Annotated in this window: 12 protein-coding genes and 1 tRNA gene; 5 read left to right on the top strand and 8 right to left on the bottom strand. The window is 63.2% G+C overall.

Annotation, left to right across the window (positions count from 1 at the left end; translation table 11 throughout):
• The first annotated feature begins 162 nt into the window (after positions 1-162).
• The 4 genes from ABWK72_RS19395 (at position 163) to ABWK72_RS19380 (ending at position 5,258) form a co-directional block, all read left to right on the top strand.
• Positions 163-933: an SDR family NAD(P)-dependent oxidoreductase gene (locus ABWK72_RS19395; protein ID WP_367871225.1), complete on the top strand. Its 771-nt coding sequence runs from the start codon at positions 163-165 to the stop codon at positions 931-933.
• A gap of 74 nt (positions 934-1,007) precedes the next feature.
• Positions 1,008-1,093: transfer RNA gene (locus ABWK72_RS19390), tRNA-Tyr, on the top strand.
• A gap of 413 nt (positions 1,094-1,506) precedes the next feature.
• Positions 1,507-3,804, top strand: coding sequence for a glycosyltransferase (locus ABWK72_RS19385; RefSeq protein WP_367871224.1), 2,298 nt, complete (start codon positions 1,507-1,509; stop codon positions 3,802-3,804).
• Complete coding sequence (locus ABWK72_RS19380) at positions 3,801-5,258, top strand: glycoside hydrolase family 130 protein (RefSeq protein WP_367871223.1); 1,458 nt, start codon at positions 3,801-3,803, stop codon at positions 5,256-5,258. Before ABWK72_RS19385 ends, ABWK72_RS19380 begins: the two co-directional genes overlap by 4 nt.
• Positions 5,259-5,277: 19 nt before the next feature.
• Here the strand turns inward: ABWK72_RS19380 and ABWK72_RS19375 are convergent, their stop codons facing one another.
• From ABWK72_RS19375 to ABWK72_RS19365, 3 genes are read right to left on the bottom strand one after another with little or no spacing between them, the layout of a single operon-like run.
• Positions 5,278-6,393, bottom strand: a complete 1,116-nt coding sequence (locus tag ABWK72_RS19375) for a Gfo/Idh/MocA family protein (RefSeq protein WP_367871222.1) — start codon at positions 6,391-6,393, stop codon at positions 5,278-5,280.
• Complete coding sequence (locus tag ABWK72_RS19370) at positions 6,390-7,514, bottom strand: glycosidase (RefSeq protein ID WP_367871221.1); 1,125 nt, start codon at positions 7,512-7,514, stop codon at positions 6,390-6,392. Before ABWK72_RS19370 ends, ABWK72_RS19375 begins: the two co-directional genes overlap by 4 nt.
• 6 nt (positions 7,515-7,520) lie before the next feature.
• Positions 7,521-8,252: an SDR family oxidoreductase gene (locus ABWK72_RS19365; RefSeq protein WP_367871220.1), complete on the bottom strand. Its 732-nt coding sequence runs from the start codon at positions 8,250-8,252 to the stop codon at positions 7,521-7,523.
• Positions 8,253-8,682: 430 nt separating this feature from the next.
• Here ABWK72_RS19365 and ABWK72_RS19360 point away from each other — a divergent pair, with 430 nt between their 5' ends.
• On the top strand, positions 8,683-9,966 hold the full coding sequence (locus tag ABWK72_RS19360) for a hypothetical protein (RefSeq protein ID WP_367871219.1): 1,284 nt from the start codon (positions 8,683-8,685) through the stop codon (positions 9,964-9,966).
• 220 nt (positions 9,967-10,186) lie between these two features.
• Here the strand turns inward: ABWK72_RS19360 and ABWK72_RS19355 are convergent, their stop codons facing one another.
• From ABWK72_RS19355 to rfbD, 5 genes are all read right to left on the bottom strand, one after another.
• Complete coding sequence (locus tag ABWK72_RS19355; protein ID WP_367871218.1) at positions 10,187-10,840, bottom strand: polysaccharide biosynthesis/export family protein; 654 nt, start codon at positions 10,838-10,840, stop codon at positions 10,187-10,189.
• A gap of 95 nt (positions 10,841-10,935) precedes the next feature.
• Entirely contained in the window at positions 10,936-11,673 is a 738-nt protein-coding gene (locus ABWK72_RS19350; protein ID WP_367871217.1) for a hypothetical protein, read from the bottom strand.
• 6 nt (positions 11,674-11,679) lie between these two features.
• Positions 11,680-12,591 carry a glucose-1-phosphate thymidylyltransferase RfbA gene (rfbA, locus tag ABWK72_RS19345; RefSeq protein WP_367871216.1) on the bottom strand — a complete coding sequence of 304 codons (912 nt, stop codon included), beginning with the start codon at positions 12,589-12,591 and terminating at the stop codon, positions 11,680-11,682.
• 21 nt (positions 12,592-12,612) lie between these two features.
• Positions 12,613-13,722, bottom strand: a complete 1,110-nt coding sequence (gene rfbB / locus ABWK72_RS19340) for a dTDP-glucose 4,6-dehydratase (protein WP_367871215.1) — start codon at positions 13,720-13,722, stop codon at positions 12,613-12,615.
• Positions 13,723-13,765: 43 nt separating this feature from the next.
• The gene (gene rfbD / locus ABWK72_RS19335) at positions 13,766-14,683 is read right to left on the bottom strand and encodes a dTDP-4-dehydrorhamnose reductase (RefSeq protein ID WP_367871214.1); all 918 of its coding nucleotides are present in this window, start codon (positions 14,681-14,683) and stop codon (positions 13,766-13,768) included.
• Positions 14,684-14,692 lie beyond the last annotated feature (9 nt).

Raw genomic sequence — 14,692 nt, 5'->3', positions numbered from 1 at the left:
GTCTATCCGCGGCATCCGCTCGACTCGCCACAGCAAACCTGACGGAGGGCCAAGCGTTCTCCGCCAAAAGCATGACAGGATTTGCACGCAAATCGCTACCCGCGGATTTTCGAAACGCGGTTGACTCTTGGCCTCGTAAGAGCTGCCCGTTACATCCCCGCCATGTCTGTTGCCCACCCGCCCTTCCGCCTCGACGGCCGCATCGCTTGGATCACCGGATCCAGCCGCGGGCTCGGGCGGATCATCGCCGAGACCCTGGCTGCCGCCGGGGCCCGCACCGTGGTGAATTGCTTCGCGAACCGGGCAGCGGGCGAAGCGGTGGTGGAGGGAATCCGCGCCGCGGGCGGCGAGGCGATGCTGGTGGCGGGCGACGTGACGAACGAGGCCGAGGTGGACCGGATGGCGGGCGAGATCGAAGCGGGCTTCGGGCCGGTGGACATCGTGGTGGCGAATGCGACGCCGCACCAGCCGATGAAGAAGCTGGAGGATTACACGTGGGAGGATCACGAGTCGATGCTGGAAGCCTTCGTGAAAAGCCCCTTCCTGCTGGCGAAGCGGCTGGTGCCGGGGATGAAGGCGGAGGGCAGGGGCCGGATCATCAATATCACCAGCGAGGTGTATCACCTGGGGATGGCGGAATTCAGCGCCTACGTGGCGGCGAAGGGCGGGCAGATCGGCTGGAGCCGATCGATGGCCAACGAGCTGGCGCCGCACGGGATCACGGTGAACACGGTGGCGCCCGGCTGGATCCCGGTGGAACGGCACGACGAGGTGGCAGAGGAGCACAAGGCCAGCTATCTGGCGACGGTGCCGCTGGGCCGCTGGGGAAGGCCGGCGGACATCGCGCATGCGGTGAACTATTTCGCGTCCTGCGAGGCCTCCTTCCTGACCGGCCAGACGCTGGTGGTCAACGGCGGACGGACGATCTGGTAAATGCCCTAACACGCGCGGATTTTCCCTTGCCAAAGCCGGGACCTCCCCCTAGTTCTCCGTCCCGCCGAAACAAAGGGCAGGTTCCGGAGCGGTCAAACGGGGCAGACTGTAAATCTGCTGGCTTACGCCTTCAAAGGTTCGAATCCTTTCCTGCCCACCATCCTCTCTCCGAGAGGGTTGTGGCGAAGAACGAGCGCTCCAGTACGGGGCGCTTTTTTCGTGTATGCCCGCGGCGGGTGAATCCGGGCGGAAGGCTGAAGAATCCCATCCCCTCGTGCCGTCATCCGAGTCCTTGGCGCGAAAACTGTTGGGATGATTCCAATGGCGCGTATGGTGCCTGAAATTTCTATCGCATGGAGCGGACTAACTCCGGGAGGCGCTGATTACCCGGCAGATTTTTCCCTCGCGCCCGGTAACGGAGGCGAGGGCTGGAGTGCTCTTCTTTTGTGCAAAGTGCAAACGGTTGAGGGAAATTTTGCACTCCTCGCGGTCGAGAAGCGGGTCACGGCTTCTGGAAATTAATGGAGTTCACGAGCCGATGGCGCGCGGTACGGGCTTCGCTAAGGAGTACCCATGTCGCGCGAACGATCCCAAACCCGCCATCTCGGAATTAATCCGCAAACGCGCTCGAAGATTGCCTTTCTCGGCACCTACATTCCGCGGCGGTGCGGGATCGCCACCTTCACCGCAGATCTGGTGGCAGCAGTGGCGGCGGATCTTCCGGATACCGAAATGCTGGTAGCGGCGATGAACGCTCCCAATGCCACGGTGGCTTACCCTCCGGAGGTGCGTTTCAACATCGATGAAACGGATGCGAGTTCCCATGGCAAAGCCGCCTCCCTGATCAACGCAAGCGGCGCGAACCTCCTGTGCGTCCAACATGAATTCGGAATCTTCGGGGGTCCCGCGGGAAGCTATCTGCTGACCCTTCTACGGGAACTCCGGATGCCGGTGGTGACGACCCTTCATAGCATCCTTGCCACCCCTGACGTGGAGCAACGAAAGGTGATGGACGAGTTGACGCGGCGCAGTTCGCGGCTGGTGGTGATGGCGGAGACGGGTGCCACGATCCTACGAGACGTCTATGAGGTGGATGCGGCGAAGATCGATGTGATTCCCCATGGCATTCCGGATTTCGCGCTGCTGGATTCCGGACCGGAAAAGGAGCAGATGGGTTTCGCTGGAAGAAAGATATTGCTGACCTTCGGCCTGCTTGGCCGCGGGAAGGGAATCGAGTATGCCATCCGCGCCCTGCCGGAGATCGTGCGGGATCACCCGGAGGTCCTCTATGTCGTCCTGGGCGCGACCCATCCGAACCTGGTGGCCAGCGAAGGCGAGCGCTACCGCGAGTCGCTGGGCGAATTGGCAGAAGAGCTGGGGGTGGGCCCGAATGTACGGTTCGAGGACTGCTATGTGACGCTGGGGGAGCTGGAGCATTACATGGCGGCCGCGGACATCTATCTCACTCCTTATCCGAATGAAGCCCAGATCACCTCCGGCACGCTCGCACAAGCCATCGGGGCGGGGAAGGTGGTCGTCTCCACGCCCTACCTGCATGCGCAGGAATTGCTGGCCGGCGGCAAGGGGGTCCTGGTGGCCTCGCGCGACTCGGCGGCGATCACCGCCGCGGTGAACCGCTTGTTCGATCATCCGCAGGAGATGGAGACGATCCGTGCCGCGGCCTACCAGGAAGGTCGGAACATGATCTGGCCGGCAGTCGCCGCGAGATACCGGCAATCCTTCGCGCGCGCGCTGGCCGACTCCGAACGGGTGACGGCTTTTCCGGGTTGGAAGTCACGCGGGCTGCCGGTGCTCAGGCTGGAGCATCTGTCGCGGATGACGGACGGCACCGGCTTGTTTCAACACGCGATCTACGATGTTCCTCTGTACAAGGAAGGCTATTGCACGGATGACAATGCGCGCGGCCTGATCTTGTGCAACCAGCTGGACGCCTCCGAAGACGCCGATCCCGGCACGCTGGAGAGGATGTCCACGGTGTATCTGGCCTTTCTAGCAGATGCATTCAATCCGGGGAACGGCCGCTTTCGCAATTTCATGAGCCATGGCCGGGTTTGGCTGGAGGGAGCCGGCAGCGAGGATAGCCACGGCCGCGCGCTGTGGGCTGCAGCCACGGGCGCGGCATCGATGAGGAAAGACGGGCGGCGCTTGCTCTGCGGGGAATTGCTAGAGGCGGGGATGGGCGCGGTGGAATCCTTCACTTCGCCGAGGGCATGGGCATTCACCCTCCTCGGTCTGCACGAGTACTTGAAGACCTTCCCAGGGGACATGCGGGCGCACCGGCTTCGTATCGGGCTTGTTGATCGTCTGATCGGTCTCTGGGACCGCCATTCCAGCGGCGAATGGCAATGGTATGAGAGATCGCTTTCCTATGACAATGCCCGGCTCCCGCAGGCCTTGATCGCGAGCGGATCCAGGCTGCCGGAGAGCCGCGCTCTCGAGATCGGCCTGGCATCGCTCGAATGGCTGGTCGGAGTTCAAACTTCCGGAGCGGGGCATTTCCGGCCGATCGGCAATGAAGGCTTCTACCCGAGCGGCGGGAAGCGTGCCGATTTCGATCAACAGCCCTTGGAAGCTCAAGCAAGCGTCGCCGCGTGCCTGGAGGCGTGGCGCGTCACAGGCGACAAACGGTGGCTGGGCGAGGCCGAGCGAGCCTTCGATTGGTTCCTCGGCCGGAATGATGTGGGCCTGCCACTTTACGATCCGGAAGGCGGTGGTTGCTGCGATGGCTTGCAACCGGACCGGGTCAATGCGAATCAAGGAGCGGAATCATCCTTGGCTTTCGCTCTTTCGCTGGTCGATCTCCGGCAGGCGCTGGCTGCCAGCCGACCTTCTATCCAGCAAATCGCATGAGTAAACTTCGTCTCCGCCGCTACGAGATCAGCATCAGCCCCGAGAGCAGCCGGGTGATCATCCGGCCCTTCATCCCATCCAGTCCGCGGCTGATCACGACGGTCATCGGGCGAGCCCTGGCGCTCACGGAAAAGGAGGTAGCAGCCGAGCTTGCGCGCGTGAAGAGCGAGTTCGATTCCCGCCATTTCGATATTGATTCCCTGCTGCTGCAGCATTTCGCGAAGGTGGAGACGCATGTCTTCACCCACCGGCCGCTGTCGCATGAGCGGAGGCTGTTGATCGGGGCCCTGTTCTCCGGCGAGTATGCGTTGGAATCGGCGGCGCTCTTCAATCCCTCGATCGTGCCGCATCCCGACCAGAGCGGGATTCCGGAAGGTGCCCTGCGCTTCATCATGAGCCTGCGGGCGACCGGCGAGGGGCATATTTCCTCGATCGAGTTCCGCAGCGGGGTGATCCTGGCCGATGGTGGGATCAACCTCGATTCGGTATCGCGCTTCGTGACGATTCCGGAGGTGGTGCCGAACCCGAGCTACCGGAAGGAAAGCTTCGTGACCAAGCTGCATGAGATGGGCTTCGACAACGAGTGGACCGCGACGGTGCTCGAGTCCCTGGAGGACCATTTCTCGCGGAGCGACTTCACGCGCAGCGTCCGCGCCGTGCGCAAGCAAGCGGCACCTGCCGCACGCGACCTGCACCGGACGCTGGAATGCATGCAGTGGCTGGCGGACTCGAACTACGAGCTGCGCTTCTCCGAGAAGTTGGCCATGAGCGAGCGGATCATCTTCCCGGTTTCCGCGAACGAGAGCAACGGCATCGAGGATGCACGCTTCGTGAGATTCACCGGGGCCAATGGCGAGGTGATGTACTATGCCACCTATACCGCCTACAATGGCAAGGCGATCCTGCCGCAGCTGATCGAGACTGCGGATTTCTTGAATTTCCGGGTGCTCACCCTGAATGGGGAGGCCGTGCAGAACAAAGGCATGGCGCTCTTCCCGAGGCTCATCCAGGGCAGCTACGCGATGCTATCGCGGCAGGACGACGAGAACATGCTGATCATGTTTGCCAACGAGCCCCACCACTGGAGCGACCCGCAGATCTTGATGCGGCCCGCCGAGATGTGGGAGTCCGTGAAGATCGGCAACTGCGGCTCGCCGATCGAGACGGAAGCCGGCTGGCTGGTGCTGACCCACGGCGTGGGCCCGATGCGGAAGTATTGCATCGGTGCCGCGCTCCTGGACCTGGAGGATCCCACCAAGGTGATCGGCCGCCTGAAAGAGCCGCTGCTCTCCCCGGAAGGCAACGAGCGGGAGGGCTACGTGCCGAATGTGGTGTACAGTTGCGGAGCGCTGGTCCACGGCAGGACCTTGATCCTGCCCTACGCCATGAGCGACAAGGCCTCGGCCATCGTCTCGATCTCCCTGGACGAATTGTTAGACGAACTGCGGCGATAGGCATTGCCGGGCTCCGCCGTCAGGTCCCTCTCTCCGCGATGGCCTGTGCGGCGACGGCGTAGGCCAGCGAGGAGAGGCCATTGGATTCGGAGATGGTGCGCAGGTGCCCGGGATCGGCGATGGCCTGAAGTTGATCCTTCATCAGGGCACGCAGAATCTCACCGTACAGTTCCATCTTCGGCAATCCGGCTCCTGCGGCGAGGCGGGCATGCACGGTGACTTCCCTCGGTTGATGGCGGCTGACGACCGGCTGCGCGCTCTCCGGATAGCGTTCGACGACTTCGATCTCCGCGCCGGGGAAGAGGGCGGCCAAATCCGAGATGGTGGCCCCGGTGCCGTGCAGATCGAGTTGGAGTCGGGTCGGCACCCACTCGGACATCCGCAGGGTGCCGGTCTCGAAGATGATCTCCCAGCCCTGCTGATCGCGCCGCCGCATCTGGTGAAAGCCGTGGTAGAAGCTGGCCAAAGTCATGGCGCCGTAGCGGACGCAGCATTGCACCTGATCGATGATTCCGCTATCGGGACGGGCGATCTGGTGGGCGGACAGGACCTCGCCCGGCCCGAACCACCATTCGAACAGATCGAAGAAGTGCACGCCGTGCTCGATGAAGATCCCGCCGCTCTTGGCAGGATCCCAGAACCAGTGGGCCGGCCCCAGCGCCTCATCCTGTGCGGCATTGATGAAACTTGCGAAGATCGGCTCGCCGAGCAGCCGGCTCTCGACGAGATGCTTCACGGCGCGACAGAGCGGGTTGTAGCGCATGATCAGATTCACCGCGAGTAGCAGACCCTTCTGCCGGGCCAGCGCGACCATCACTTCCGCATCCTCCATGCGCAGCGCGAGGGGCTTCTCGCAGAGCACATGCTTGCCCGCCTCCAGCGCCTGAAGGGCCAGGGAAGCGTGAGTAAAGGGCGGCGTCGCGAGATGGACGATTCCGATGTCCGGCCGCGCAAGCAGGGCGGCGGGTGATGATGCGAAGTCGAGGCCGAACTCCGCCGCCGTGGTCCGCGCGAGTTCGGGGTCGCTATCCGCTACCGCGAGGCAAGCGAGTCCATCGATCTGACGATAGGCTTGAAGGCAGAAGCGACCGAAGCCGCCGCATCCGATCAGGCCGTAACCGAGTGGTAGTTTCATGGGGTCAGGCCGAGAACGCTTTTCGGGAGCCGGGTGATCCGGCAAGCAAGGTCGTCCTCGCCGGAAGCCACGATGAAATGATCGCCATGGTCGACGATGCCGGTGGTGAAAACGACGCCTTGCAAGTAGCTCAGCCCGCTCAGGTGCGCGGTCAGCTCCGGCCTCGGTTCCAGAAGCGGAGTGGTGTCGTCGATTGATAAGATTTCCGCCGGATCCTCCCCATCGAGGAAGGCGTGGAAGGTGCGGTAGGTGCCGACGGTGGTTCCCGGTTGGACGCCATGGTAGAGCATCAGCCAGCCCTTGGCGGTGCGGATCGGCGGCGAACCACCACCGATTCTCATGGTGGATGAAGATCCGCGGCGTGGCCGGATCAAGGGCGTATCCGCGGGCTTCCAGTGCAGGGCGTCGGGCGAAGAGGCGAGATTGATCGAAGGACCGGGCTCGAATCCGCTGTCGGCCGGATAGGCGAAGTAGAGTTCTCCGAGCGGGCGGGTAAGGGCGTGAAATTTTCCGCCAGGCCTGCCTTCGAAGATCAGCATGTCCTTGTTCTGGTGATCCAGGATGATGCCCTGCAATTGATAGCGCAGGCCATCCGCGGAGGTGTAGAGCGTCGTCGAGTGACGCTCCGCGCTGACCGAGCAGGTGGTCATGTAGTAGGTGTCATCCACCTTCGAGATCCGCGGATCCTCGATTCCGTATTCCTGATAAGGCGCGGCCGGCTCGATCGCCTGGTCATAGTGAACGGCCACGATCTCACGACCGTCCGGGGAAAGTTCGACGGGCAGCAGCCAGGAGAGCGAGGTCAGCGCCACGACCTTCGAGGCATGGCCGCGCAACCGGAAGGTCCGGGGATCGGTCGCGTCCACCCCGGCGAGCGCGTGTGGATCCGCGACATAGCGGCCCGGTGCGGTCCAGCGCAGCGAGTGAATATGGTCTCCCTGGATCGCTTCCCTGAGCGCTTCCGCCACCCGCACCATCATCAGAAGGTTGCCGCTTGGCAGGCGGGTCAGGCCGGGATTGAAGGCTCCCAGCACGAAGGTCTCCCCGGACAGGCTCGAGCTCAGCGGCGAGCGACCGAGGTCCACGTCGGGAGGCGCGAAGATGATCCGGTCGTCGTTCATGGTCGGTCAGACGATCTGAAGGTGAGGACGTACCTGCATTTTGATCACGTCGCAGCGCTTCGGTTGGCTGACGACGAAGGCAATGCTCCGGGCGATATCGTCGGCGCTCAACATGCGCATTTGATCCTGCATCTCGCGCTGCTGCTCCAGGGTTTCGTCGACCATGTCAGTGCCGATCGAGCCGGGTTCGATCAGGCTTACCGAAATACCAATGGGATTCACGTCCTTGCGCAGAGAGTATGCGAAGCCGCGCACGCCGCACTTGCTGGCGACATAGACCGCCGCTTTCTCATCGAAGACCTCCGCGCTCATCGAGCCGATCATGACGATATGGCCGCCCGCGCCGCGCATCCGGTTGATGCTTTCCAAGGCGCAGGAAATGTAGGAGAGCAGATTGACGTTGATGACTTCCCGGCATTGCTCATGGGTCAGGTCGGTGAGTTCGCCGTTCTGGCCCAGGCCGGCGTTCAATACGACGATGTCCGGCGCTCCGAGCCATTCGTCGGCGGCGGAGAAAAGCTTCTGGATTCCCTCGATCGTGGCGAGGTCGGTAGCAACGCCTCCAATTTCACCGCCGTCTGCCTGCACCGAGGAGATAGTCGCGGCCAGACGCTTGGGATCGCGGCCGCAGATGAAGACCCGACAACCCTCCCCTGCGAGCAAGGCTGCAGTCGCCGCTCCCACGCCGGTAGTGCCACCCGTGATCAATACCCGCTTGCCCGTGAGTTCGACGTTCATCTTCATTCTTGGTTTCCTTCCTCGCACCGTGTCACCCCCCCTCCGAAGCGCAACGTAAAGCAGGGAAGGCATCCAATGCCCCGGGCACTCGAACCGGGAAGAACCGGAGGCTTGGGCGGCAACTGCCGGAATTGGCGCGAAAAAACCCGGCGAGCGGGTGCCGGGCCTAACCGACCGGCTCACTATCCATTCACCTTCAATGGATAACAAGGACCTTCGTAAATGTGCGGATTGCCGCATGGGCGGCGGAGCAGCTTAGGCTCCGCGGAATTCCTACACCGTCTGACTTTCAGAATTCTTTCACCGGAGGTAACGAAAAATCAACGGACTGTGCGAAAAGCACTCTAACATGGAATTTTAACCTTCCTATTCATTCTGCAAAAATTTACCTTTTGTAATGCTCTATTTTGGAGGATCGAGAATTTTCCCCATGCGGATCGTGCGCTATGCACTGATCCTTCTGTCGATGGTCTTCCCCGCCTCCGGGGCGGCTGCGGGATCGATTACGGTCGCTTGGAACCGCAATCTGGAGCCCGATTTGGCCGGATATAAAATTTATTGGGGCGAATCCAGCCGTCAGTACACCAGTGTAATAGATGTCGGCACAAGCCTTGTAGGGACCGTCACCGGACTGACCAGCGGCCGGACCTACTACTGCGCGGTCAAGGCCTACAACTCGTCGATGCAGGAAAGCGCTTTCTCCGCGGAAATCCCGCTGAGTTATACCTCCCAGGAACCATCGGTGCCGGACACCAGTTCGCGGCTGGTACTGTTGGAGGCGGAGAGCGGCCAGCTCAATTCGCCGGCGGCGATCATGGGCACCAGCCCGAATATCTACGTGGATAGCACCAATTACTCCACCGCCAGCAACGGCTTCACCCGGATGAGCTTCGATATCGGGACAGCCGGCGATTATCAGGTGTGGTGCCGGGTCAAGGCAACTGCCGCCAGCATGGACTCGTTCTCCGTGACGATGGATAGCGGAACGGAAGACATCTTTCACGTCTATGTGATTCCGGACACGACCGAGCCGCGGGCGAGCGATTGGGTCTGGAAGCGGATCCACATCCCGGGCGGAGCGCCACGCAGCTACGCGCTGGCGGCCGGGGCGCACACCTTCAAAGTCCGGGTGCGGGAGCAGGGCGCGCTGCTCGACCGGCTGGTGCTGACTTCCGATCCGAATTTCACGCCGACGGATGCCTTGGCGCGGACCGGCGATGCGCTGGTGGTGACCCGCACGCCGGCGAGCCTGACCCGCAGCGCGGGCGGATCCGCTGTCTTCGAGGTCGCTGCTGCCGCCACCGGTCCGGTGACGTACCAGTGGAAGCGGAACAATGTGGCGATCACCGGAGCGACGTCCGCGCGGCTAGTCCTGACGGACCTGACCGAAGCGAATGCCGGCAACTACACGGTGACGCTGACCCGGGGGACCACAACCGCGACGGCCGGCCCGGCGGCCTTGGTCGTAAGCCCCGCCTCCGGTGCGACGCCGATCTTCAAGGTGCAGCAGATGGTCATGAACACCGACCGGTCACTGAGCTTCACGCTCACCGGCGGGCTGCTCAGCAGCGTGAAGATTTACGCTTCCGACAATCTGGCCCCGGACTCGTGGAGCCTGATCTCCACGCAAACGAACACCACCGGGGTTATCCGGGTGGTCGATCCTGCCGCGGTATCGCTCAAGAAGCGGTTCTACAAGCTGGAGACGCAGTGATCTTAGGGCGGGCGGCGTGGGGATAAGGCGCGCCGCCGTCTTTCTTCGAATCATCAATCACCAATCTTCCAATCATCAATCGAAGTGGCGCTGCGCGAAGAGGAAAGCGCTGGCGCGTGAGGCCGCGGCGTTTCAGTCCTTCCGGAGCAAACAAAACGGCCCGCCGGTGAGGGCGGGCCGTTGAATTAGAAGCGGTGTGGGCCGGAGCGCCTTGCTTTGCTTACCAACGGCTCTTGTTGACGAAGACGGTATCGTAGGGCCGGAGGTAGAAGGCCGAGCCGCCGTTGCGGAGCGTGTCGTCGAAGTTCAGAGCATAGCGCTGTTGCTTGCCGTTCTGATTGCGGACGACGACGACCTGCTTGGGATTGGCGAACTTGCCGAAGCCGCCGGCTTCCATGACGGCCTCGAAGGCAGTCATCGGACGATCCAGCGGGATCTTGCCCGGCTTGTTGACCTCGCCCGAGACGTAGACGCCGGCGGCGGCGGTCTCGACGGCGACGAGGACGGTCGGGTTCTGCAGGTGGCTGGCATACATGCCGGTGAGCTGCGATTGCAGGGTGGCCGCGCTCTTGCCGGAGGCGCTGACGTCGCCGACCTTGGGAAGGCTGACGCGGCCGTTCGCCTGGACGCGCTGGGTGGTGTTGAGTTCCGGAGCGCCGGGATAGCTGACCTGAATCACATCGCCCGCGGACAGGGTGCCGGTGGGGCGGGCACGCATCTCGCTGTCAGGGATTTGCTGGTAGGGCTCGGCGGTCTCGCAGCCGGAGAAGAAGCCGGTGAGGGCGAGGGCCATGAAGGCCATCAGGATGGAGGCAAAGCCGCGGGGGAGGCGACGCCATGCGGACATGGCTTTGGTGGCTGGTGTCGTAGTCATCGGATTGTCGTTTGCTGGGGTGGGGTGAACAGGCGGGGTTTGTAACAGATTGCACGGGGCTTGTCACCGGTGGGTGACGGGACAAATCGCGTAGGTCAACCGGCGAGGTAGCGGTCCCAATCGGAGGGTAGCGGGCACTTCTCCACATCGCTGGCGATGCGGCCTTCCCACTCGGGATTGAAGACGGTGCTGGTGCCGTAAACCATGATCAGGTCCTCATTGCCGACATTCCGTAGGGCGTGGGCGACGCCGGAGGGAATGACGATGGAGGCATTGTCGGGGCCCGCGCGGCTATCGCCGGGGATGACGAAGCGCATGACGCGGCGGGGCATGCCGGCGCGTTCATCGACCAAGAGCATCTCGCAGATGCCGGTGAGGAAGAACATGACGTCCCACTGCTCGCGGTCGTAGGGGCGCAGGGAGTAGTTCTCCGCGTCCTCGATGTAGAGTTTCTTGAACCAGGCCGCGGGATCTTCCCCGGCGGGGATGTGCGGCGGGTGGATGTGGAAGCCCTTCGAGCTATCACGGTGCATCAGCGCGGAGGCCCACTGGCGCGGGGCGAGGCCGATGCGCTCGAGGGTGCCCTCGGTGAGGCGGGTCAGCTCGCCGAAGTATCCCCTGCCCTTCTGCTGGAAGACGCGGCGCGAGAAGAGCTCCACACCGGGGATCCAGGCATCGGCCAGGCTGGCCTTACCCGCGATGGCCTCGGAGGCGTTCACGCCGCTGGTGGCGAGCCGCAGGGCGAGATCGCCGCTGGAGTAATCGCGGGTCTCGAGGCGGGCGCGGGCGTCGGGATTGAGGCCGGCCCAGGTATCGGAAAGGCGGGAAGACATGGCCGGTCAGAGGGTGGCGAGGTATTCGCCATACGGGGTCTTGGCGTACTTCTGGATCGACTCGTTCAGCTTGGCGCGGTCGATGCGGCCTTGCAGGAAGGCGACTTCTTCCGGGCAGGCGATCTTGAGACCCTGGCGCTGCTGGATGACCTGGACGAACTGGGTGGCATCCGCCAGCGAGTCCGGAGTGCCGGTATCGAGCCAGGTGGTGCCGCGGCCGAGAAGCTCGACGCGCAGGTTCCCCTGCTCCAGGTAGACCCGGTTGAGATCGGTGATCTCCAATTCGCCGCGCGGCGAGGGCTTGAGCGCCTTGGCGATCTCCACTACCTTGCTATCGTAGAAATAGATGCCGGGGACGGCGTAGTTCGACTTCGGCTTGGCGGGCTTCTCTTCGAGAGAGACGACATTGCCATCGGCATCGAATTCCACCACGCCGTATTGCTCCGGCTCCTTGGTGTGGTAGCCGAAGACAGTGGCACCGTCCAAGCGGCGGGAGGCTGCGAGGAGGGACTTCGCGAGGTCGTGGCCGTAGAAGAGGTTGTCGCCGAGGACCAGGCAGGCGGGTTCGCCGGCGAGGAATTCCTCCCCGATCAGGAATGCCTGGGCGAGGCCTTCCGGCTTCGGCTGCGGTGCGTAGGAGATTTGCAGGCCCCACTGCGAGCCATCGCCTAACAAGTGCTCGAAGGCCGGCAGGTCATGCGGGGTCGAGATCAGGAGGATCTCCTTCACCCCGGCGAGCATGAGCACGGTCAGGGGGTAGTAGATCATCGGCTTGTCATAGACCGGGATGAGCTGCTTGCTGACCGAATGGGTCATCGGGAACAAGCGGCTGCCGGTGCCGCCGGCGAGGATGATCCCCTTGCGCAGCGCGAGATCCGCGGGCGAGGGGGCGAGGTAGGTGGATTCAGGAACGACCATGAGGAGAGGGAGTCGGAAGCTTCAGGCGAGGGTGCCGAGGCGTTCGCCTTGGTAACTGCCATTTTCGATGGCGTTGATCCACTCCTGATTGTCGAGATACCATTGGACGGTCTTGCGCAGGCCGGACCTGAAGTCCTCCCGCGGCGACCAGCCGAGCTCGTTCTCGATCCGGGCCGGGTCGATGGCGTAGCGCTGGTCGTGACCGGGGCGGTCCTTGACGTAGGTGATGAGTTCGTCCGCGCTCTTGGTGGCGCTTTGCGGGGCGAGTTCGTGGACGGTCTGGATAAGGGCGCGGACGACGTTGATATTACGGATCTCGTTCTTGCCGCCGATCACGTAGGTCTCACCCATGGTGCCGCGGACCAGCGCGGTGGCGAGGCCGCGGCAGTGGTCTTCCACGTAGAGCCAGTCGCGGATGTTGCTGCCATCGCCATAGACCGGCAGCGATTCGCCGCGCAGGGTCTTCTGGATCATCAGCGGCAGGAGCTTCTCCGGAAATTGGAAGGGGCCGTAGTTGTTCGAGCAATTGGTGGTGATCACCGGCATGCCGTAGGTGTGGTGGTAGGCGCGGGCGAGGTGATCGCTGCCGGCCTTCGAGGCACTGTACGGGCTGTTAGGCGCGTAGGGCGTGGTCTCGCAAAACATCGGGTCTTCCGCACCGAGCGAGCCGAAGACCTCGTTGGTCGAGACGTGGAGGAAGGCGGACTCGCCGCCATCGGCGATCGATTTGCCGTAGTTCGGCAGCTTGGTGCGGCCGCTTTCGGCGAGGTATTTCCGGAAAGCGTCGAGCAACTTGAAGGTGCCGACCACATTGGTCATGATGAAGGCCTCGGGACCATCGATCGAGCGGTCCACATGGGACTCCGCGGCGAGGTGCATCACGGCATCGATCTTGTGTTCGCGCAGCAAGCCGCCGACGAATTTCTCGTCGCAGATGTCACCCTGGACGAAGATGTGGCGTGGATCGGAGTCGAGATCGTCGAGGCTGGAGCGGTTGCCGGCGTAGGTGAGCTTGTCGAGGTTCACCACCTTGTCGATGGACACGCCGAGTTCGGCGGAAGCATCGCGCAGGAGATAGTGGACGAGATTCGAGCCGATAAAGCCGGCGCCGCCGGTGATGAGAAGATTCATGGGGTGGGAAGGGTGCAGTGGTGGGAGGATGATAACCGGGGCGTCAACCGCAGGCGGCGGCTTGGTATTGGCGCAGGGTTTCCGAGGTAGCGAAGTGCTCGCGCAGGGCTTCCTGCCAAGGGCGCGGAACGATGCCGGTGAAGTCCGTATACTTGGCGGTGCTCATGACGCTGTTCGCCGGACGTTTGGCGACGAAGGCCTTGATATCCGCCAGGGAGTTCGCGGAGATGCTGCGGGTTTCGAGCGGCGCGCCGGCCTCTGCGGCGAGGTCGAGGCAGGCCTGGCCCCACTCGCGGTGGGTGCAGGAGCCGGAATTGCAGAGATGATAGATGCCGCTGGCAGGTTCGCCGCCGGGGCCGAAGAGCAGGGGATCCAGCAGGTCCGCCACATCGGTGGACGAAACGGGCGAGCCGGTCTTGTCCCCGGGCAGGGAGAGCTCCGGCTTGCTGCAGGCCTGGTCCACGATCCACTCCGGGAACGCGGCCTTGCCCGGGCCGTAGAGCCAGGAGACACGGACGACGAGATGATAGGGGCTGGCTTCAAGCACCGCCTGCTCGCCCTTCAGCTTCGAATCCCCGTAGATACCGAGCGGATGCGGCGCGTCCTTCTCGGTGTAGGCACCGTCCTTCTTGCCGTCGAAGACGAAGTCGGTGCTGAAATGGGTCATGTGGGCCTTCTTGGCCGCGCAGATCTTCGCGATCAGCCCGGGTGCCACGGCATTGACCGCATAGGCCTGGTCCTGGTTGGTCTCGCAAGGATCCACCGCGGTCATGGCGGCCGGGAGGATCAGGTGGTCGAACTTCAGCGGCTCCAGCGCATAGCGGATGGATTGCGTGGAGGAGAGATCGATCTGCGGGCGCGCGAGACCGATGACGGTGGCATCCCGCGAGAAGCGGGCTTCGAGTGCCTGGCCAAGACGGCCGGAGGCACCGATAATGACGATCCGGGGGGGACGTTTCATCGTTCGGGG

The organism is Luteolibacter sp. Populi (assembly GCF_040801775.1).
Taxonomy (GTDB): domain Bacteria; phylum Verrucomicrobiota; class Verrucomicrobiia; order Verrucomicrobiales; family Akkermansiaceae; genus Haloferula.
Note: the sequence above shows the minus strand (reverse complement) of the source record. Positions and strands in the feature narration are given on the sequence as shown.

Coding starts and splice junctions, on each gene's coding strand:
- rfbD (WP_367871214.1), bottom strand. CDS start 14,683: ATGAAACGTCCCCCCCGGATCGTCATTATCGGTGCCTCCGGCCGTCTT.
- rfbB (WP_367871215.1), bottom strand. CDS start 13,722: ATGAATCTTCTCATCACCGGCGGCGCCGGCTTTATCGGCTCGAATCTC.
- ABWK72_RS19375 (WP_367871222.1), bottom strand. CDS start 6,393: ATGAAACTACCACTCGGTTACGGCCTGATCGGATGCGGCGGCTTCGGT.
- ABWK72_RS19380 (WP_367871223.1), top strand. CDS start 3,801: ATGAGTAAACTTCGTCTCCGCCGCTACGAGATCAGCATCAGCCCCGAG.
- rfbA (WP_367871216.1), bottom strand. CDS start 12,591: ATGGTCGTTCCTGAATCCACCTACCTCGCCCCCTCGCCCGCGGATCTC.
- ABWK72_RS19385 (WP_367871224.1), top strand. CDS start 1,507: ATGTCGCGCGAACGATCCCAAACCCGCCATCTCGGAATTAATCCGCAA.
- ABWK72_RS19355 (WP_367871218.1), bottom strand. CDS start 10,840: ATGACTACGACACCAGCCACCAAAGCCATGTCCGCATGGCGTCGCCTC.
- ABWK72_RS19360 (WP_367871219.1), top strand. CDS start 8,683: ATGCGGATCGTGCGCTATGCACTGATCCTTCTGTCGATGGTCTTCCCC.
- ABWK72_RS19350 (WP_367871217.1), bottom strand. CDS start 11,673: ATGTCTTCCCGCCTTTCCGATACCTGGGCCGGCCTCAATCCCGACGCC.
- ABWK72_RS19395 (WP_367871225.1), top strand. CDS start 163: ATGTCTGTTGCCCACCCGCCCTTCCGCCTCGACGGCCGCATCGCTTGG.
- ABWK72_RS19370 (WP_367871221.1), bottom strand. CDS start 7,514: ATGAACGACGACCGGATCATCTTCGCGCCTCCCGACGTGGACCTCGGT.
- ABWK72_RS19365 (WP_367871220.1), bottom strand. CDS start 8,252: ATGAACGTCGAACTCACGGGCAAGCGGGTATTGATCACGGGTGGCACT.